Source organism: Natronococcus amylolyticus DSM 10524 (assembly GCF_000337675.1).
GTDB lineage: Archaea > Halobacteriota > Halobacteria > Halobacteriales > Natrialbaceae > Natronococcus > Natronococcus amylolyticus.
Genome location: NZ_AOIB01000015.1, coordinates 39214 through 59460, shown reverse-complemented (window position 1 = coordinate 59460; position 20247 = coordinate 39214). Strand labels below are relative to the sequence as shown.

The 20247-nt window shown below is 64.9% G+C and carries 19 protein-coding genes; 14 read left to right on the top strand and 5 right to left on the bottom strand.

Features of this window, described 5'->3' with window-relative positions:
* Positions 1-150 precede the first annotated feature (150 nt).
* The 10 genes from C491_RS06260 to argF all read left to right on the top strand — a co-directional run bounded on the left by C491_RS06260 (position 151) and on the right by argF (position 10618).
* On the top strand, positions 151-1245 hold the full coding sequence (locus C491_RS06260) for a helix-turn-helix transcriptional regulator (protein WP_049891531.1): 1095 nt from the start codon (positions 151-153) through the stop codon (positions 1243-1245).
* 298 nt (positions 1246-1543) lie between these two features.
* On the top strand, positions 1544-2767 hold the full coding sequence (locus C491_RS06255) for an argininosuccinate synthase (RefSeq protein ID WP_005554622.1): 1224 nt from the start codon (positions 1544-1546) through the stop codon (positions 2765-2767).
* Between the two features lies 1 nt (position 2768).
* Entirely contained in the window at positions 2769-4244 is a 1476-nt protein-coding gene (argH, locus tag C491_RS06250) for an argininosuccinate lyase (RefSeq protein ID WP_005554621.1), read from the top strand.
* 207 nt (positions 4245-4451) lie between these two features.
* On the top strand, positions 4452-4616 hold the full coding sequence (gene lysW, locus C491_RS06245) for a lysine biosynthesis protein LysW (RefSeq protein ID WP_005554620.1): 165 nt from the start codon (positions 4452-4454) through the stop codon (positions 4614-4616).
* Entirely contained in the window at positions 4613-5497 is an 885-nt protein-coding gene (gene lysX, locus C491_RS06240; RefSeq protein WP_005554617.1) for a lysine biosynthesis protein LysX, read from the top strand. Before lysW ends, lysX begins: the two co-directional genes overlap by 4 nt.
* Positions 5497-6573, top strand: a complete 1077-nt coding sequence (gene argC, locus C491_RS06235) for an N-acetyl-gamma-glutamyl-phosphate reductase (RefSeq protein ID WP_005554616.1) — start codon at positions 5497-5499, stop codon at positions 6571-6573. The genes lysX and argC overlap by 1 nt, the downstream gene beginning before the upstream one ends.
* Position 6574: 1 nt before the next feature.
* Complete coding sequence (locus tag C491_RS06230; protein ID WP_005554615.1) at positions 6575-7450, top strand: acetylglutamate/acetylaminoadipate kinase; 876 nt, start codon at positions 6575-6577, stop codon at positions 7448-7450.
* Entirely contained in the window at positions 7447-8601 is a 1155-nt protein-coding gene (locus C491_RS06225) for an aspartate aminotransferase family protein (protein WP_005554614.1), read from the top strand. Before C491_RS06230 ends, C491_RS06225 begins: the two co-directional genes overlap by 4 nt.
* Positions 8598-9710 (top strand): [LysW]-lysine hydrolase, encoded by a 1113-nt coding sequence (locus tag C491_RS06220; protein WP_005554613.1) that lies wholly within the window; start codon positions 8598-8600, stop codon positions 9708-9710. Before C491_RS06225 ends, C491_RS06220 begins: the two co-directional genes overlap by 4 nt.
* Positions 9707-10618: an ornithine carbamoyltransferase gene (gene argF / locus C491_RS06215; protein ID WP_005554612.1), complete on the top strand. Its 912-nt coding sequence runs from the start codon at positions 9707-9709 to the stop codon at positions 10616-10618. Before C491_RS06220 ends, argF begins: the two co-directional genes overlap by 4 nt.
* 4 nt (positions 10619-10622) lie before the next feature.
* Here the strand turns inward: argF and C491_RS22425 are convergent, their stop codons facing one another.
* From C491_RS22425 to C491_RS06200, 3 genes are all read right to left on the bottom strand, one after another.
* On the bottom strand, positions 10623-11147 hold the full coding sequence (locus C491_RS22425; protein WP_005554610.1) for a DUF3368 domain-containing protein: 525 nt from the start codon (positions 11145-11147) through the stop codon (positions 10623-10625).
* Entirely contained in the window at positions 11148-11438 is a 291-nt protein-coding gene (locus C491_RS22420) for a hypothetical protein (protein ID WP_005554608.1), read from the bottom strand. It lies immediately after the preceding gene.
* A gap of 84 nt (positions 11439-11522) precedes the next feature.
* Positions 11523-11993, bottom strand: coding sequence for a hypothetical protein (locus C491_RS06200; RefSeq protein WP_005554607.1), 471 nt, complete (start codon positions 11991-11993; stop codon positions 11523-11525).
* Positions 11994-12121: 128 nt separating this feature from the next.
* Between C491_RS06200 and C491_RS06195 the strand changes: the two genes are divergently transcribed.
* From C491_RS06195 to C491_RS06180, 4 genes are all read left to right on the top strand, one after another.
* Positions 12122-12370, top strand: a complete 249-nt coding sequence (locus tag C491_RS06195) for a hypothetical protein (protein ID WP_049891553.1) — start codon at positions 12122-12124, stop codon at positions 12368-12370.
* A 34-nt stretch (positions 12371-12404) separates the two neighbouring features.
* Positions 12405-12782: a helix-turn-helix domain-containing protein gene (locus C491_RS06190; RefSeq protein ID WP_005554605.1), complete on the top strand. Its 378-nt coding sequence runs from the start codon at positions 12405-12407 to the stop codon at positions 12780-12782.
* 76 nt (positions 12783-12858) lie between these two features.
* Complete coding sequence (gene thrC, locus C491_RS06185; protein ID WP_005554603.1) at positions 12859-14136, top strand: threonine synthase; 1278 nt, start codon at positions 12859-12861, stop codon at positions 14134-14136.
* A gap of 136 nt (positions 14137-14272) precedes the next feature.
* A complete protein-coding gene (locus tag C491_RS06180) occupies positions 14273-15163 on the top strand; it encodes a transcription initiation factor IIB (RefSeq protein ID WP_005554602.1) in 891 nt (296 codons plus the stop codon).
* Positions 15164-15175: 12 nt separating this feature from the next.
* Here C491_RS06180 and C491_RS06175 read toward each other — a convergent pair whose 3' ends face one another.
* Both C491_RS06175 and C491_RS06170 read right to left on the bottom strand, forming a co-directional pair.
* Positions 15176-19390, bottom strand: coding sequence for an LAGLIDADG family homing endonuclease (locus tag C491_RS06175; RefSeq protein WP_005554600.1), 4215 nt, complete (start codon positions 19388-19390; stop codon positions 15176-15178).
* Positions 19391-19477: 87 nt separating this feature from the next.
* Positions 19478-20173, bottom strand: coding sequence for a DUF502 domain-containing protein (locus tag C491_RS06170; protein ID WP_005554598.1), 696 nt, complete (start codon positions 20171-20173; stop codon positions 19478-19480).
* Between the last annotated feature and the right edge of the window lie 74 nt (positions 20174-20247).

Below are 20247 nucleotides of genomic sequence, written 5' to 3'. Positions count from 1 at the left end.
TACGGACGATCGCCCTATGAGTGTGGCGTTCGACGGTTCAGCCGTCGTCCTGCGGCCGTTTCCGTCCCTCGTACTCGGGAGTGACGGCGGGACGGATGTTGCCGCCGTCGTCGGAAAGACCTATTTAGGCGGCTCTACCATCTTCTCGTAATGGATGTGCGGGGGCTCCGAGCCCTAGTGGTGCTCGTGGTGGTCGGATGCCTGCTCGTTCCGATGCCCGCCTCGGCCGTGGTGGCGGCCGACGGTGACGCCGGATCCCAACAGCAGGTGCTCCAGCAGACTGACGACGGATTGCAGTTCGACGACGCTGATGAGATCCATATCGATGCTGATATCTACGAGAACGGGTCGGCGACGTTTACCGTCGACTACCGATTCCCCATAAACACCGAGAACGAGTCGGTCGAGGAGTGGGAACTCCTCCAGGACGATATCGAGTCGAACCCCGAGGAGTACATCGAACGGGAGGCCGAAGGCTGGAACGAGGTCGCCGCCGACGGCGAGAACGCCACGGACCGCGAGATGGAGATCTCGAACTTCACCGTGACGACCGACGAAAGTACCGCGCCACGGGATCTGGCCCACGTGAAGTACGAGTTCGAGTGGTCGTCGTTCGCCCACGTCGAACTCAACCGCATCGAGGCCGGCGACGCGCTGTCCGGGTTCACGCTGGTCGACGACACGACGCTCCAGCTCTTCTGGCCGGATACCTACTCCGCGTACGAGATCGATCCGGACTCGGACGACAGGGGGGACGGATCGGTCTTCTGGGACGGCGGTGACACCGAGTTCGCCGACGATCAACCGCGAGTCGTTCTGATCGAGGACACCGAGTCCACCGGTGAGCCGACCGAGGCCGAGGAGGGGCTGGCGATGCCTTGGCTAATGGTGTTCGGTGCCCTCGGTGCGCTCGCGCTGGCCGGCGTCGCCGGCTGGTGGTTCCGGTACGGACAGGGGTCGGACTCCGAGAGCGTCGATCCGGTAGAGCAGTCGGAACCGGCCGCCGCTTCCCAACCGGCCGGTCCGCCCGCGGAGCTGTTGAGCAACGAGGAACGAGTGTTACAGCTGGTCGAGGACCGTGGCGGACGGATCAAACAACAGGAAGTCGTGGCCGAACTCGACTGGACGGAGGCCAAGACCAGCCAGGTCGTCGGCGGACTTCGAGAGGACGACGAGATCGAGGTCTTCCGCATCGGCCGTGAGAACGTTCTCGCGCTCCCCGACGAGGATATCGACGAGGAGTAGCCGGACCGCCACAATACTTGCCTGCCGAGTAGGATTTAAGAGGGCTCGTTTTCATAGGGAGACCTAATGAGCGGCTCCGCCGATAGCTCGGTACCCCTTTTCGCTACTGCCGGAGCCGTCACGCCGCGACGACCTCGACGACCGGGCCTTTGAGCCCACCCTATACCCTACCTCCTCGTCCCGAACCTGCGAAAATCCAAAAACTCCAGTTTTTCGACGTAGCGCAGCCCATAGCTTTAATTTCTTAAACCAAGAACGACGAATTTAAGTCTATCCTCCCGCTCCACTCGAGTAGAACATGACACGCGTTGCACTCGCGTTCTCGGGGGGACTCGACACGACCGTCTGCGTCCCGCTGCTCGAAGAGGAGTACGGATACGACGACGTAATCGGCGTCACCGTCGATGTCGGCCAGCCGGAGTCGGAGTTCGACGAGGCCGAGGAAACCGCAGAGGCGCTCGGACTCGAACACTACGTCGTAGACGCAAAAGAGGAGTTCGCGGATCTCTGTTTCGAGAGCGTCCGCGCGAACGCGACCTACCAGGGCTACCCGCTGGGGACCGCACTCGCCCGCCCGGTGATCGCCAGCGCCATCCTCGAGGTCGCCGAGGAGCAGGGCTGTACGGGTATCGCCCACGGCTGTACGGGGAAGGGGAACGACCAGCTTCGCTTCGAGGCGATCTGGCGCGACTCCGATCTCGAGGTCATCGCCCCCGTGCGCGAACTCGGGCTCACGCGCGAGTGGGAGAACGAGTACGCCGAGGAGAAGGACCTGCCCGTCGAGGGCGGCGGCGGCGGCAAGTGGTCGGTCGACACCAACCTCTGGAGCCGCTCGGTCGAGGGATCGGAACTCGAGGACCCGAGCTACGTTCCCGGCGAGGAGATCTACAACTGGACGCAGGCTCCCTCGGGCGACACCGAGGAGATCGAGATCGAGTTCGACGAGGGCTACCCGGTCGCCATCGACGGCGAAGCGTACGAGCCCATCGAACTCATCCAGCACCTCAACGAACTCGCGGGCGCCTACGGCGTCGGCCGCACGGACTCGATGGAGGACCGTATGCTCGGGCTGAAGGTCCGCGAGAACTACGAACACCCCGCGGCGACGACGCTGCTCAACGCCCACGAGGCCCTGGAGGGGCTCGTCCTCACCCAGGAGGAACGTGAGTTCAAGCAGCTGATCGACCAGAAGTGGTCGAAGAAGGGGTACGAGGGCCTCGTCGACGCGCCGCTGGTCGGCGCGCTCGAGGGGTTCATCGCCGAGACCCAGAACCGCGTCACCGGGACGGTGACGATCCGCTTCGAGGGCGGCCAGGCTCGCGCAGTCGGCCGCGACAGCAAGTACGCCGCCTACTCCGCCGAGCACGCCTCGTTCAACACGGAGACGGTCGGCAAGATCAGCCAGGAGGACGCCACGGGCGTCGCGAAGTACCACGGCTTCCAGCGCCGTCTCGCAAACGAGTCGATCGCCGCGAACCAGGACGAGGAGGTCGAGCTCGCGACCGACGGAGGCGAGGAGTAAGATGAGCGGAGAGGAAGCTCCCGACGCAGACGGACTGGACGATACAAGCGTCGTCCGACGGGACCGCTTCAGCGGCGGCCCCGCCCGGAGCTTCCTCTCCTCGCTTGCGGCCGACGAGCGGATCTTCGAGGCCGACCTCGAGGTCGACCGCGCCCACACCCTCATGCTCGCCGAGCAGGGGATCCTCGCGGACGACACCGCCGGGGAGATCCTGACGGCGCTGGACGCGATCGAGGTCGACGGCCACGACTCGCTGCCCGACGGTGAAGACGTCCACGAGGCAATCGAAACCGCCGTCATCGAACGCATCGGCGAGGAGGGTGGGAAGATGCACACCGCTCGCTCGCGCAACGACGAGGTCGCGACCTGCATCCGCTACCGCCTGCGCGAGGACGTCCTCGACGCCGTCGAGACGACGCTCGCGCTTCGCGAGGCGCTGCTCGAGGTCGCCGACGAGGGCCGGGAGACGATCATGCCCGGCTACACCCACCTCCAGCCGGCCCAGCCGACGACGGTGGCTCACTGGGCGCTGTCCTACGAGGGGGCGGTTCGTCGCGACACCGAACGCCTGCTCGACGCGTACGGACGGATCAACGAGTCGCCGCTGGGCGGTGCGGCGTTCGCGGGGACGACGTTCGATATCGATCGCGAGCGCACGGCAGAGCTGCTGGGCTTTGCTGGAGTCGTCGAGAACTCGATGGACGCTTCCTCGAGTCGGGACTTCCTGCTCGAGACGACCCAGACGCTGTCGACCCACGCGACGACGCTGTCGGGACTCGCGGAGGACCTGATCGTCTTCGCGAACCGCGGGTTCGTCGACCTCGCGGACGACTACTCCTCGACGTCGTCGATCATGCCCCAGAAGAAGAACCCGGACACGCTCGAGCTCGTCCGTGCGGTCGCGGGCGACGCTGCGGGCGGCGTTCAGGGGCTGACGACGACGCTCAAGGGGCTGCCCCGCGCGTACAACCGAGACTTACAGCGGGCGACGACCCACGCCTGGGAGACCGTCGACGCCGTAACGGAGGCCGGCGAGGTCGCGGCGGGCGCGGTCGCGACGGCCGACTGGAACGAAGAGGCGCTCGCGACGGAGGCCGGTGCGGGCTTCTCGACGGCGACCGGGGTCGCCGACCTGCTGGCGGCGAACGGGCTGCCGTTCCGAACGGCTCACGAGATGGTCGCCCACGCTGCGGAGAACGGGGGAGACTACGACGCCCTCGAAGCTGCTGCAGGGGACGTACTGGGCGAACCGCTCGAGTCGTTCGTCGACCCCGCCGCCGTCGAGGACGCCCTCGACCCCGAGGCGAGCGTCGCGAGCCGGGACTCGCGGGGCGGACCCGCCCCTGAAGCGGTCACCGACCAGCTCGAGTCGGCCCGCGAGGCGCTCGCGGCCGACGAGGCGACGCGGGCGACGACCGACGAGGTGCTCGAGGACGCCCACGCGGCGCTTCGTGAGGAGGTGAACCGGTATGTCTGATCGGTTCGCCCCTCGAGACCCGGTTCGATCGAGCGTGGCAACCTCGCCGCCGTCCCCGCCGGGGGACGATACACAACCTGAATGATACGAAGGACAAAATCTGCCGGAAAACGACAGTCACACACCGTTAGTGTGTAGTGCGGATATTGTAATTTTTCTGTTAGGTTCGAAGGTTTTAAGGGTACCGCGGTCCCAGTGTGGAGTACAATGACAGAATGCGTCGAGTGTGGGGCGGAAGTGTCCCTGCACGACGATCTGGAAGTGGGAGAGATCGTTGACTGTACGACCTGTGGAGCCGAGCTGGAAGTCGTCGACACCGAGCCGCCAGTCCTCGAGCGAGCCCCGGAGCTCGAAGAGGACTGGGGTGAGTGACCTTGCAGATAGGAATACTCTACTCCCGGATCCGCAAGGACGAGAAGCTCCTCCTCTCGGAGCTGCGCGAGCGCGACCACGAGGTCACGAAGATCGACGTCCGCAAGCAGACGTTCGACATCGGCGAGGCTCCCGAGGCGTTCGCCGACCTCGACGTCGTTGTCGACCGCTGTCTCGCCACGAGCCGTAGCCTCTACGCGACGCAGTTCTTCGAGGCCTACGGTATCCCCGTGGTCAACAGCAACGAGACGGCCGAGATCTGTGCCGACAAGGTCAAGAACAGCCTCGCACTCGAGAAGGCCGGGGTCCCCACGCCCGCGACGAAGGTCGCGTTCACCAAGGAGACCGCCCTCGAGGCGATCGAGGAGTTCGGCTACCCCTGCGTGCTCAAACCCGTCGTCGGGTCCTGGGGTCGCCTAATGGCCAAGATCGACTCCCGCGACGCCGCGGAGGCGATCTTGGAGCACAAGGCGACGCTCGGCCACTACGAGCACAAGGTGTTCTACGTCCAGGAGTTCGTCGAGAAACCCGGCCGCGACATCCGCGTCGTCGCGATCGACGGCGAACCCGTCGCGGGAATGGTTCGCTCGTCGGACCACTGGATCACGAACGCTGCGAAGGGTGCGGAGACGAACGTTTTCGAACCCGACGCTGAAGCGAAAGAGCTGGTCGCGAAGGCCAGCGACGCCGTTGGCGGTGGGCTGCTGGGTATCGACCTTATGGAGACGGACGATGGGTACACCGTCCACGAGGTCAACCACACCGTCGAGTTCAAGGCGCTCAACGACGCCGTCGAGACAGACGTCGCAAGCACCGTCGTCGACTGGCTCGAGGAGAAAGCCGCCGAGAACGGCTCGCAGGAAGTCGAGGTGACGTTCTGATGGCCGTCGGCACCGACGTCGACGCCGACGAGTCGACCGAGACCGTCACCGCGACCGTCATCGGCGGGAGCGGCTTTACGGGCGGAGAACTCCTCCGACTGCTCGCCGGCCACCCCAACGTCGAGCTCGCGGAGGTCACGAGTCGCTCGAAGGCCGGCAAGAGCGTTGGCTCCGTTCACCCGCCGCTTCGTGGGACCGACCTGCGCTTTACCGAACCCGACGACCTCGAGAGCGTCGACGTCCTCTTTGCGGCAACGCCACATGGCGTCTCGATGGGACAGGTCGACGAGTTCTTCGAGGTCGCGGATACGGTCGTCGACCTCTCGGCGGACTTCCGCCTCGACACCGAGGAACAGTACGAGGAGTGGTACGACGGCCACACCGCACCCGAATACCTCGAAAAGGCCGAGTACGCGCTCCCCGAGATCAACCGCGAGAATCTCCCCGGTGCGGAGCTGATCGCCGGCGGGGGCTGTAACGCCACCGCCACCATCCTCGGACTGTACCCGTTGTTCAAGCACGGAATTCTCGAGGGCGGCGAGCAGGTCGTCGTCGACGTGAAGGTCGGCTCCTCGGAGGGTGGTGCCGGCGGCGGCGATGCCTCGAGCCATCCGGAGCGCTCGGGCGTCGTTCGCCCCTACGCGCCGACGGGTCACCGCCACGAGGCCGAGATTGAGCAGTTCCTCGACACCTCGGTCGCCTTCACCTGCCACGCCGTGGACATGATCCGCGGCGCCAGCGCGACGGGCCACGTCTTCCCGTCGGGACCGGTTTCGAAGGGCGACCTCTGGAAGGCGTATCGGGGCTGCTACGAGGACGAGCCGTTCGTCCGAATGGCCGCTGGCGGCTCCGGTGTCTACCGTTATCCGGAACCGAAATCGGTCGCGGGGACGAACCTCGCCGAGGTCGGCTTCGAACTCGACCCGTCGAACAAACGGATCGTCGTCTTCTCGGCGATCGACAACATGATGAAGGGATCGGCGGGACAGGCGGTCCACGCCGCCAATATCGCGCTCGGTCTCGAGGAGACGGCCGGACTCGAGTTTACGGGGCTACACCCCGTGGGGGCACCCTGAGATGACCGTGGTAGTGAAGATCGGCGGCGCCCGCGCCGTCGATCCCGAAGGTGCGCTCGCCGACGTCGCCTCCCTCGTCGAGGACGGCGAGGATGTCGTCCTCACGCACGGCGGCTCGACGGCCGTCGACGAGACCCTCGAGGACCTCGGCCAGGAACCCACCTACGTCGAGACGCCCGGTGGCGTCGTCGGCCGCTTTACCGACGAGGACACCATGGACGTCTTCAAGATGGTGATGCCCGGCAAGCTCAACACGGATCTCGTCGAGAGTCTGCAAAGCGAGGGCGTCAACGCCGTCGGGCTCTCGGGCACGGACGGCAAACTCCTCGAGGGCAAGCGAAAATCGGCCGTCCGCGCGAAGGTCGACGGCAAGAAGAAGATCCTGCGCGGCGACCACTCGGGGAAGATCGAGTCGGTCAACGCCGACCTCCTCGAGACGATGCTCGAGGGCGGCTACACGCCCGTCGTCTCGGTCCCGATGCTCGGAAAGGAGAAGTCGGGCGGATACACCGCCGTCAACGCCGATGCCGACCGCGCGGCCGCCGCGATCGCGGGCGCGCTCGAGGCCGACCTTGTCGTTCTCACCGACGTCTCGGGGATCTACGAGGATCCCGACGACGAGTCGACGAAGATCGAGTCGGCCGCGACGCCGGCGGAGTTCGAGGCCGTCACGGACGCTGCCGAGGGGTTCATGACGAAGAAGGTCATGGCCGCCGAGGAAGCCCTCGAGGGGGGCGCCTCGTCCGTCATTGTCGCGTCCGCGAACGCGGACGCACCGATCTCGAGTGCGCTTGAAGGCGAGGGGACGACCCTCGAGCCCGGCGTGCTCGCCGACGACGGAACGGACGCGGAAGCCACACAGGAGGCCACGCAATGAGCGATCACGACTTCATCTCCGGCAGCAAACCGATCGGAATCGAACGCGGCGAGGGACCGCACCTCTACGCGACCGACGGCACTGAGTACCTGGACGCGGGCGCGAGCTACGCCTGTACGCCGCTGGGCCATAGCCACCCCGAAGTCGTCGACGCGGTCTGCGAGCAGGTCGGCAAGTTGACGTTCGTCGACTCCTCGTTTCCCGTCCAGTCGCGCGAGGACGCCTACGCCGCGTTCGTCGCGGCCACACCGGAAGAACTCGAGTCGGCCTGGTTCTGTAACTCCGGGACCGAGGCCAACGAGGCCGCGCTGAAGTTCGCCCGCTCTGCGACCGGCGAGTCGAAGATCATCGCGGCGACCCGTTCGTTCCACGGCCGGACGATGGGCTCGCTCGCGGCTACCTGGAAGGACAAGTACAAGAAACCGTTCGAGCCCTTGGCCGGCGACGTCGAGTTCGTCCCCTACGGTGACGGGGAGGAGCTCGCTGACGCGGTCGACGACGAGACCGCGGCCGTCATTCTCGAGCCGATTCAGGGCGAGGGCGGGATCAACGTCCCACCTGCGGGCTACCTCGAGACCGCCCGCGAGCTGACCGAGGAGGCCGGCGCGGCGCTCGTCTTCGACGAGGTCCAGACCGGGATGGGCCGCACGGGCTCGATGTGGGCCTGCCAGAACGCGGGCGTCACGCCCGACGTGCTCACCGCGGCGAAGGGCCTCGGCAACGGCCTGCCCGTCGGCGCCGTCGCAGTCCAGGACTGGATCGCCGACGGCGCGGCCTCTCACAACGCCACGTTCAGTGGCGGCCCCGTCGTCTCCGCGGCGGTCCACACGACGGTCTCGACGCTGGTCGAGGAGGAGTGGCCCGCCCACGCCGCCGAGATCGGCGACTACCTCGTCGACGAACTCGAGGCCGCCCTCGGCGACGCGATCCGCGAGGTCCGCGGCGAGGGGCTGCTCGTCGGAATCGAGCTGAAACGCGGCGCGAACCGCGTTGCCCGCGACCTGGCGATGAACCATCAGATCCTGGCGCTGCCGGCGGGTCGGACCGTCCTGCGTCTGCTGCCGCCGCTCGTGATCAACGAGGACGACGCGGATCGGCTCGTTGACGCGCTGACGGAAACCATCGCGCCCGAAGCCACACCCGAATCATGAACGCGAGTCTGACCGGTGCGACCGACGTCTCCCGGCAGGACGCCCGGAACCTGCTGGTCGATCTCGTCGCGATCCCCTCGCCGACCGGCGAGGAACGGAAAGCGGCCGAGCGCTTGGTCGAATTTTTCTCGGCGAACGGCCGCGAGGCCTGGATCGACGAGGTCGGCAACGTTCGCGCACCCGCGGACGACGCAGTTCTCCTGACCTCCCACGTCGATACGGTTCCGGGGGAGATCCCGGTCGAGGTCCGCCCCGCGGACGCCGAGGACGTCGAGGACGAAGTCGCCGAGGAGGAAGGCGAGGACGTCCTCTGGGGTCGTGGCAGCGTCGACGCCACCGGCCCGCTGGCCGCGATGGCCGCCGCCGCCGTCCGCACCGGAGTTTCCTTCGTCGGCGTCGTCGGCGAGGAGACCAGCTCCCAGGGCGCTCGCCACCTGGTCGTCGACCGCGAGGAACCCGACGCCGTCGTCAACGGCGAGCCGAGCGGCACGACCGGAATCACGCTGGGCTACCGGGGCTTTCTCTCCGGCACCTACGTCGCGACCAGCGAGTCGGGTCACACCTCCCGACCCGAGCCCAACGCGATCCAGCACGCCACCGAGTGGTGGACGAACGTTGAGGCCGCCTTCGAACAGGACGAGTACACGCCCGTCTTCGAGCGCGTGACGGCAAAACCGGTCGACATCGACGGCGGGATCAGCGAGGACGGGCTCTCCGTCGAGGCGACCCTGCAGGCTCAGCTCCGGGTCCCCCCGTCATTGGACGCCGAATCGGTCCGCGAGACGGCCGAGGCCGAACTCGAGATCGGCACCGTCTCCTGGGCCGAACCGATCCCGCCCGTAATGGAGAGTCCACGAACAGCGGTCGCTCGCGCGTTCCGCGCGGCGATCCGCAAGGAGGGCTGTGATCCGCGGCTGGTTCGAAAGACCGGAACCAGCGACATGAACCTCTACGCCGGCGCGTGGGGCTGTCCGATGGTCACGTACGGCCCGGGCAACTCCGACCTCGATCACGCGCCTAACGAGCGCCTCTCGCTTTCGGAGTTCGATCGGTCGGTCGACGTGCTGACTCGGGTCGCAACGACCCTCCGCGGAGGCGAGGACGAATGAGCGAGCCACGGCACTTCCTCGAGATCGACGACCTCTCTCGCGAGGAGCTACAGGTGGTACTCGAGCGCGCGGAGCGGTACAAACGTGCTCAGGAAAACGGCGAGGATCACGCCGATCTCGCCGGCCAGACCCTCGGCATGATCTTCCAGAAGCCGAGCACGCGAACCCGGGTCTCCTTCGAAACGGGAATGACTCAGCTCGGCGGTCACGCAGTCTTCCTCGGCGCCGACGACATCCAGCTCGGCCGTGGTGAACCCCTGAAAGACACCTCGAGAACGCTCTCACGGTACGTCGACGTCGTGATGGCTCGGCTGTTCAAACACGACAACGTCGAGGTGCTCGCGGAGTACTCCTCGGTACCCATTGTTAACGGTCTGACCGACGATGCCCACCCCTGTCAGACGCTCGCCGATCTGCTGACGATCCGTGAGGAGATGGACGGGTTCGACGGCGTCTCGGCGGCGTGGGTCGGCGACGGTAACAACGTCGCCCAGTCGTTCGTGATCGGCGCAGCGCTGGCCGACATCGACCTGACGATTGCGACACCCGACGGCTACGGCATCGACGACGCCGTCCTCGAGCGCGCTCGCGAACTCGGCGGCGACCCGACGACGACGACGGACCCCGTCGACGCGGTCACCGATGCGGACGTCGTCTACACCGACGTCTGGACCAGCATGGGCCAGGAGGACGAGTACGACGTCCGGATGGACGCCTTCGAAGGGTTCCAGGTCAACTCGGAGCTGCTCGAGAGTGCGAACGACGCCTCGGTGATGCACTGTCTGCCCGCCCACCGTGGCGAGGAGATCACCGACGCCGTCATCGAGAGCGACCGCTCGGTCGTCTTCGATCAGGCCGAGAATCGGCTCCACGCCCAGAAGGCGCTGTTGAGCTGGCTGCTCGAGTAGCCCGTTACTTCTCGTCTTCCTTCTCGAGTGACTCCAGTTTTTGAACGATCCGAGCGTACAGAGCCGGGGCGCAGTGCCAGCCGTCGTCGATCATCGAGTCGATCGTCTTCCGCGCGGTTGCGACGGAAATGCAGCCGCGCTTGGCACACAGGAGGACGAGATACGCCGTTCCTCTCGTCTCGATTCCTTCGACCTCGGCGACCGTTCGCCCGGCGGTCTCGTCTATTACGGCGGTTGCGCCGGTCGCGTCTGCACACGCCAGCACCGCGATATCTGCCTCACTCAGCGCCGGGTTCTGCATCAACCGATCCCGGAGCCCCGTCTCAGGTGTCGTGACGACGTCGAAGACTCCCGCGTCCATACATCGTTCGATTCGACGCGCGTCGGGGTATCCTTCCTCGAGTCCCGTTGTTACGACCTCCTCATAAACCAGCCGCGGAATCTGACAGCCGCCGTCGAGCTCCCCCACGATATCGATTTGGTTCGCCTTCGCAAGGTAGATCAGCGGCGTCGCGTCGAAAACCCACATTCACAGCTCCTCGAGATCGTCGTCGAGATGGTCACTGGAGACCCACGTAATGTCGCGTTCTTTCGCGAGATGAGTGAACTCCCAGACGGACATCTCGGCGTGCTCGGCGGCTTTCGTGACCGTCACGTCGCCGGCGGCGAGCTGGTCGAGCGCCTGCTGCCGTCGCCATTCGTCGAGTCCCTCTGCGAGAAGCTTTCTGACGGCCGTACTCCGGTCGAGGCGTTCTTCCTCGAGGTACTCCTCGAGTTCTTCCTCGAGGTCATCCGAAAGGCGCGCCGAAATCGTTCCCATGCTGTATACATTGTATTCGATGCATACAAGCGCTTCGCCGATCGAATCGCTTCCGGCGCCGGTTCGAGGAGACCGTCGAGTCGGTTACCGCTCGAGGAATCCGTACGTCGCGCCGAGGACGATTCCGTAGACGGTGTGGCCCACCAGACTCCCGACGTCGACGTTCGGCAGCGGCGGTGCCATCGGGAAACCGACGAGCGAGAGCCAGACTGGCATGACCACGACCGCGAGGCTCGCCCAGACGACGATCCCGTAGGCGAGGCCGAGACTAGTCGTTCGAACGACGCCGTGCTGTGACTGGCCGGTAATCGTAAGCAGGGCGGCGAAGACCACGCCGATCACTGCGCCGTGAGAGACGTGGACGATCCAGCCGACGAGTCCGCCCTCGAGCCCGTACATCGCGGGAATTCCCATCTCGAGCATCGCGGGCATCTGGACCGCCATCAGCGCGCCAAAGGCGATCGCGCCGGCGATTCCGCCGACGACGCCGGCCTGCCAGGCCTCGAGTGCGGTCCCGGTTCGTTCGATAGTTCGTGTTCGTACTTTGGATGCCATATGATAGCAGTGGACTCGAGGGTGCGTAGCGGTATCCCGGTCTGGCACCGGCGACGCACGAACGTCGAACCGATCGTGGGGCGGGCGGGACGCGAAGGTCTTTGACCGTGCTCGTGCAGTTCACACTGATGACCGATCCGCTTCGTATCGCCGCAGGTGACCTCGAGGCCGACGCGATTCTCGAGGCGATCCAGAGTGGTCGCCGGGTCGTCGTCAGCATAACGACCTTGGGCGACGAACACGAGGTCACGCTTCGATACGATGGCTCGGTATACTACTGCGATACGCCGACGCGATTACACCGCCACGAGAGCGAGCGCGAGATGCGCACCTGCATCCGAAACATGGGGTACGGAGCGTCGCCGTCCGGAGAGTGAGTGACTCTTTCACGTACGAGGTCGTAGGACGCGTATGGCGCCCGATCCCGAGCACCGTCTCGGCGAACTTATGGAATCGTCGAACCCGTCGTTCGAGACGGTGATGAGCTGCGTCTTCGGGATCGAGCCCCACGAGACGCGGACCTACCTCGCGCTCGTCGACCGACCCGGGAGTACGATCGACGAACTCGAGGGCCCGCTCGAGCGCGACCGGAGCACGATCAACCGCGCGATGACGACGCTGTACGAACGCGGACTGGTTCGGCGCGATCGCCGCCTCCTCGAGGGCGGGGGGTACGTCTACCAGTACACCGCCGTCGCACTCCCGGAAGTCAGGGCGATGCTCCACGGAGCCCTCGATACGTGGGCGGCGACGGTCCACGACGTGATCGACGAGTTCGACGGCAGGTGACCGCTCGACCGTTCGATCGGTGGCAGCGCTCACGCCAATCAGCCCACTTTTCTCCGTCGCCTCCCACGTTCAGGTAATGAGTCTCAGTCTCTCGCCGGACGAACCCGCCGTCCCGGACGACGCGACCGACAGTGCCTGGCTCGAGTGTATCGACTGCAGCGAGACGTTCGCTCCCTTCGAGGACGTCCGCTACACCTGCGACGCCTGCGACGGCCTGCTCGAGGTCCGCTACGCCGACCTCCCGACGTTCGACGACTTCGAGGGACGGGGGGTGTGGCGCTACGCCGACGCCCTGCCCCTCGAGTCGGGAGTCACGACCCAGGAGGGAGCGACGCCGCTGTACGAAGTCCCGCGACTCGAGGACGACCTCGGGCTCGAGGCCGTCCGGATCAAACACGAGGGGATGAACCCCACTGGGAGCTTCAAGGACCGCGGGATGACCGTCGGGGTGGCCGTCGCGAAGGAACTCGGCGTCGATCGGCTGGCCTGCGCGTCGACGGGCAACACCAGCGCCGCGCTGGCGGCCTACGGCTCCCGCGGCGGAATGCAGACGCTCGTGCTCCTCCCGGCGGGCAAGGTCGCCGCGGGCAAGGTTGCCCAGGCGAGCCTTCACGGCGCCCGAATTCTGGAAGTCGACGGCAACTTCGACGCCTGTCTCGATATCGTCCAGGAGCTTGCGGCCGAGGGCGAGGCCTACCTGCTGAACTCGCTGAACCCCTTCCGGCTCGAGGGCCAGAAGACGATCGGCCTCGAGATCCTCGAGGCGTTCCGCGACGACTACGACGCATTCCCCGACCGGATCGTCCTCCCGGTGGGCAACGCGGGAAACACCGCGGCGCTGTACAAGGCGTTCCGCGAACTCCTCCAGGCGGGCGCGATCGACCGCGAGGACGTGCCGAAACTTACCGGCGTCCAGGCCGCGGGCGCCGCACCGATGGTCGAGGCGGTCGAGAACGGTGCGGACGAGGTTCGGCGCTGGGACGATGTCGAGACCCGAGCGACGGCAATTCGGATTGGGAACCCGGTTAACGCGCCGAAGGCACTCCCCGGAATTCGCGAAACCGGGGGGACGGCGATCGCCGTCTCCGACGAGGAGATCACCGAGGCTCAGCGCGACCTCGCCGGCGAAGGCGTCGGCGTCGAACCCGCTTCCGCGGCCTCGGTCGCCGGCCTACGGAAACTCCGTGCGGAGGGAATCGTCGAGAGCGACGAACGGGTCGCCTGTCTCACGACCGGCCACCTGCTCAAAGACCCCGACGCGGCGGCTGCCGCCGGCGACGATCCCGAACCCGTTCCGGCGACGACCGAGGGCGTGCTCGAGCATCTCGCAGGCGAGAGCCGGTCAGGACGGTAGCTCCACCACTTTTGATCGATCGGCAACTGAGCGGGTCGAACGGAACCTGGATTTAATTCCAAGCTCTCCTAGAGGATATCTTATACTTTAAGTAGCAGGACGCGTCATAGTTTCTCCTAGCTGGTGAATATTACCAATGGCTGCAGATAATTCGAATGGGTGCTGTTCCGAGTGCGGCGGACGACTGCGGACGACGGAAACTGAACGTATCTGCGAGGAGTGCGGTCTCGTCTCCGGAGAGGACGCTATCGACCGCGGACCCGAGTGGCGAACGTTCGACGACGGTCCCGACCGACGTCGAACCGGTGCACCGTTGACGCGGTCGCGACACGACCGCGGACTCTCGACCGAGATCGGCTACGGAACCGGTTCTCGTTCCCGTCTAACCGGCCGCAAACGGCGCCAGATCGCCCGACTCCGTCGGGAACACAACCGCGCTCGCATCTCCACGAAAGCCGACCGAAATCAGGTGTATGGGTTCACCGAAATCAAACGGGTCAACGCGTTGCTCTCGCTTCCGGACTCCGTCAGAGAGCAAGCCTGTTCGCTCTTCAAGTCTGCTCAGTCCGAGGGGCTGCTTCAGGGTCGGTCGATCGAGGGGTTCGCTGCGGCCACAGTGTACGCCACCTGTCGGATCAACTCCTTCGCCAGAACGATCGACGAGATCGTTGCGGTCGCCCGCGCCGACGACGCCGAACTCAAGGCCGCCTACGACGCATTGAACCGCGACCTCGAGCTTCCAACGGGACCGATCGATCCGACGCAGTACCTGCCGCGGTTCGCCACGAAACTCGACCTCGAGACGACCGTCGAGAACCGGGCCCGCGAACACGCGACGACGCTGCTCGAGAACGGCACCGTCGGCGGTCGAAACCCTAGCGGCGTCGCCGCAGCCTGTCTGTACAAAGCCGCCGCCGAGCGCGAGGAGTGGCCGACGGTGACCCAGGTCGATGCGGCCGACGTCGCCGACGTCGCGCCCGCGACGATCCGGTCGACGGCGCTCGGTATCGACGAACAAGGGCGGTAGCGTCCGTCGGCGCTACGTCGTTCGAAGCGTATCGGTGCTCGGCTCGTAGACCTCGCCCTTCTGTTTGAGCTTGTCGATCTCGTGTTCGGCCTTCGACTCGTCCAGGCCGATCTCGTCGGCGCGCTCGAGAACGATGTCGACCGGCGCACCCTCGTCGTACTCCTCCTCGATGTCGCTGATCAGTCCCTTGATGTTCTTGATCCGGTCGCGCTGGGACTTCGAGGTGCCGGCCTCGACGATGTCGGCGTCGAACTCTCCCGTTTCGGGATCGACGCCGATGTCCTGCAGACACGAGCGAACGATCTCGACGACCTGCTCGGCGTCTCGTTGCTCGACCGTATCGGAGAGGCGCACCCGGGCGCTTGCCTCCGAGAGGCGAACGAGCGCCTCGAGCTTTCGAGCCGTGACGGGAACGGGGGCGTCCTCGTCGGTTCCCTTCGCGCGCAGGTCGACGTAGAAATCACGGATCGTCTTTCGGGCCTCCTCGGTCATTCGCGGGTGGCAGTTCTGCTTCGCGTAGGCGATGTACTTCCGGAGGAGTTCGGCGTCGATGACGGGATCGACCTGCTCGGTCATCTCCTCGATCTCCTCCTCGCTGACCTCGAGGGAGGTCATCTCCTCGCGCTGGGTCGTCAGCTCCCCCGCGTAGTTGGTCGTGAGGATGTGCTCGGCGAGGTTCTTGTCCTTCTCCTCGTCGGGCTGGTCCGTAACGGTAAAGATGAGGTCGAACCGCGAGATCAGGGCCGGCTCGAGGTCGATCTGCTCGCCGATCGGCTCGTACTGGTCGAAGCGGCCGTACTTGGGGTTCGCGGCGCCCAGTAGCGAACAGCGGGACTTGAGTGTGGCGTTGATGCCGGCCTTCGAGACCGAGATCTTCTGCTGCTCGAGGGCCTCGTGCATGGCCGAGCGGTCCTCGCTGCGCATTTTATCGAGCTCGTCGACTGCCGCGATCCCCTGATCGGCGAGGACGAGCGCGCCGGCCTCGAGAGTCCACTGCTGGCCGTCGCCGAAGTCGTCGCGAACCGCCGCAGCCGTGTTGTGGGTGACGACGCCGTTCGCGATGAAATTATGGGTCTCCGGAACAGTGAGGTCGAACACTTCTTTCTCGCCGGTATCGATTGCAGCGACGACCTCGTCCCAGCACAAGTCGGCCTCGACTGCCTCCTCGACGATCGGTTCGGCGTCTCCGAGATCGACTTCTTCGAGCATCCGTCGAGTCCGTCCGCGGCCGGGATTGTCGCCACGGTTGAGATTCATGTAGTATTCCCCGCCAGCAGCATCGACGGTTGCGAGTGCGTTTCCGACCGGAATCTTCTCCCTCCGGCGTGTGGCGTCTCCGACGATTTCCTCGAGTGCGGCTCGTTTTGCCGGGTACCCGAACCCGATCGCGTCCGCGTACCGATCGATGTTGCGACCGTAACATTCCAGGTGATACTGGACGTAATTCGATTCGATCTCGTAGCCGTTCTCGAGGACGGACACACCGCGACGGTCGCGCTCGCGAACGCGGGATCGAACGCCGTAGGTTTCGAGCATCAGCTGTACCTGTTCGGCGAACTCCTGGCTGATTGTCGAAAAGTGGATGCTCGAACCTCCGTCCGTTCGAGACGAGACAGACCCATCGGCGTCCATCAGTCCGCAGAGGAACGCATCGGCGTGCTCGGCGGTCGTCAGTCCGGGATCGAGTTTCAGCTCCTCCTTTGGCGTCTCCATCCCAGCGTTGGAGAACAGTCGCGCGACGGTGGCGCTGTGAACGCGGATACACGGAACGCGGTCGTCCTGATACTCGATTTCGGGCCGCTTGTCGAATGCGTCATCGAAAATTTCGATCGCGCGCTCGAGAATCGTTTCGTCGCTGTTAGAAATTCGAACGAGACCGCGGTTTTCGTCGCGGCGCGATAGCCTGATATCTCCGTCCCCGAAGACGAGACCGAGCAAATAACAAAGGTCCTCGTCGAACTCGTCGGGAACACGGACGCTATCTCCGTGACGAAGCATCGCGCGTTCGATCGAGAGCTGGTCCAACTCGAGGTCGATCGCACCGAGAACTCGCTCGAGCTTCGCTATGGGAATGTGCCGGTTCCGAATCGTATCGTAGACGAAGTCCTCCGAAAGATCGAGTTCCGCCGCTGCGTCACGGAGCGTTCCGAACGCTTCACAGAGCTGACGACGAACCTGTACGATCGACTCGTCGGCGAGTTTCAACTTCTCGTTCGTAAACTCGAGATAGTCCTCGATCCGCGGCGTTGAGCGGTCTATCTCGTCATACTTCGGTACCGCGACGTAGTCGCCGGCTTCGACGTTCGATATTTGTGTCCATTCGAGTCCGTCGTCGCCACAGGCCAACACTGGCGTGTTCTGCGACGCCTCGAGTTCCTTTCCTCGCGCCGTCTCTATCCGCCGACACTCCTTCGGCGGCATTCGCCAGACGTGTGACGTCGATCGCGTCTCGAGGGCTCCCGAGTCCCGATCGAACGTGTAGAGGCCGATTTCGTCTTCGACTGCAGTTTCGGTGTCGACCGGATCGGGGAGCCGAGCAGTGGCGACGTCCTCGGCCTGTTGGAACCCGTCTTCGGTATGGATCAGTGTGTCCCCCGTGACACAGAGGCCAGCCGATGACGACCCCTTCCCGGAGGTGTAGACGGAGCGAGGGGCGATGTTCTGGATATAGCCCAGCATCTGGGAGTTATGGGAGATAATTCCGTTCGAAACGTAGTTGTGAGTCCCCTCTACTTCGAGGTCGTACACCCAGTCGTAGTCGGGATCGACCGTTCCAATAGAAGTGATCTGATCAGCTACAGCGCTCGTAGACGCGACTGTTCCTCCGTCAGTGAGAACGGGTACTTCGTTTACCGTCGACTGATCGACCGTGCTCGCACTGCCTGCTGTCACAGCGATCGAATCTCCGACTGAGAGTTCGTCGGCACGGACTGCTCGATAGCCATCAGCAACATCGACGAACAACGGATGCGACGGCGTCACCTCGAGCTTGCGCCCGCTCGAGGTCCGAATCCGATACATCCGATTGGGAGCCTCACGCTTCCAGACCTTCGTCGCTTGCTGTGGGGCGATCGAACCGTCGTCCTGCAGCGACGGCACTTCGAGATCGATCTCGTCGTACCAGCCGTCGTCGATCGGTTTCGGGTCCTCGAGGTTCGCTTCGACGAGTTCGCGGATCGGAACCGTTCGTCCATCTGAGAGGGCGACCTTCGAATCGCCTTTTAAACACTTCCCGGTACCCGGATCCCCGATTAGTAGCATATGCAGGTCGCCGCGGATCCTCGAGCCGTCGGGCAACTGCTTCGTCACGCCCGAGAACAGCTGGAGGATCATCGCGAGCTTCTCCTGCTCGTAGCCGTAGATCGAGGGCGCAATCGAGCCGACCATCTGTTCGTAGATGTCCTCGCTCGAGGAGAGCCGGACGATCTCCGCTTTGTCCTCCTCGGTGATGTCCATGTCCTCGAACTGCTCCTCGTCGATGTCGACGGACATCCCCTCCATGTAGAAGTCGAACACCGGAGACTTGTCCTGGCCGTCGCCCTGTTGCTCGAGGCGGAGGACGCCGGTCGTGGAGACGTGGTCGCCGGGGGTCACCTCGCCGGTGATATCGTCCTCGACGTGGACGTCGAGCGACTGGGGTGTCTCGCCGCCCCTGAGGCCTTCGGGACTCTCCTGAATGCGCAGTTTCTGGGAGTCGACGAACTCCGACTGGTCGAAGTTCACGCGGAAGGGGCCCTGGCGTTCACAGCCCTGGCACTCGTGGGGTTCCTGGAAGTCACCACTGGACTGTGGAACTCGCGTGAGGGTTCCACAGAGCTGACACTCGAAGGCGGCCTCCTCGATCTTCGGGCGAACGTCGGTCGCCTTTCGGACGATCCCTCGAGCCTGCACGAGGGAGTTCATATCGCGGGCGCGGATCTCCCGGATCTCGGGCGACTCGGTTTCGGGGAGGTTCCGGATCCGAACGTGGGCCTGGCCGAGGCTGACGTCGATCGGCAGGTCGTACAGCCGCAGGGCCTCCTCGGCGTAGCGCTGGAGCTGTTCGGGCTGGGCGAGGAAGTCGTCGGCGAGATTCGGATCGTACCGGTAGAGATCCTGCCAGTCGACGTGGAGCGATCGCTGCTCGTTGGGGTACTGCTGCGCAAGCTGCTTGATTTCGTTGTCGTAGTAGTTGCGGAAGAACTGCTCGAAGGAGTCGACGAGTTCAGAATTTCCCGCTTGCGCCATTGCACTCTCGTAGGGTCGCCATCGTGTATAAATGGTTGCAAAGCGGGGCGAAACTGATCGCGGTCGGGGTCTCGAGCGACCGTGGTCTCACCCTCGAGTCGAGCCGAACGGCGTGTCGTTGGCCGCCCGTTCGTCCGCGTCGTCGGCCGTCTCCGTACCGAGTTCGTCGACGGAGACGCCGAGCGTCGCGATCGACCGGACGGCTTCCTCGACGGTGACGTCGACGTCGTAGACGTGTTCGGCCGAGACGTGCATCACGTAGCCGTTCGTCGTCGGATTCGGTCCCAGCGGAACCATGATCGTCATCATCTCCTCGTCCCCGACCGTTTCTTCGATCTCCAACGGGGTATCTGCCGTCAGAAAGCCGAACATGTAGGCGTCGTCGTGGGGAAACTCGACGAGCTTGACCTCCTTGAACTGGTCCGTCTCGTCGTCGACGAGGATGTCGCTGGCCCGCCGGACGCTCTCGTAGAGGACACTCACACCGGGAATCGTTTCCACCGTCGCGTGGACTTGCTTCGAGACGCGCTTTCCGGGCGTGTGCTCGGCGGCGAACCCGATCACCAGAAAGAATCCGACCAGTGACGCCAGCGTCGTTAGCTGGATTACGATTCGGGGCGGCTCGTTCGGCCAGACGTACTGTACGCCGGCGACGATCGGTGAGAGGATTCCGAGGACGAAATCGATAACGACGAGCAACACGAGCAGTGTCACGACGAGCGGGATCGTCAGGATGATGCCGTTGACGAGCCATCGCTTCGGTCGTTCGGAGACCGCTACCATACGGTCAGTTTCTGACGGTCGAGGGAAACAGTTCGGGTTGCACGTGTCGTCCACGACTTCCGTTCGCTCTCCGG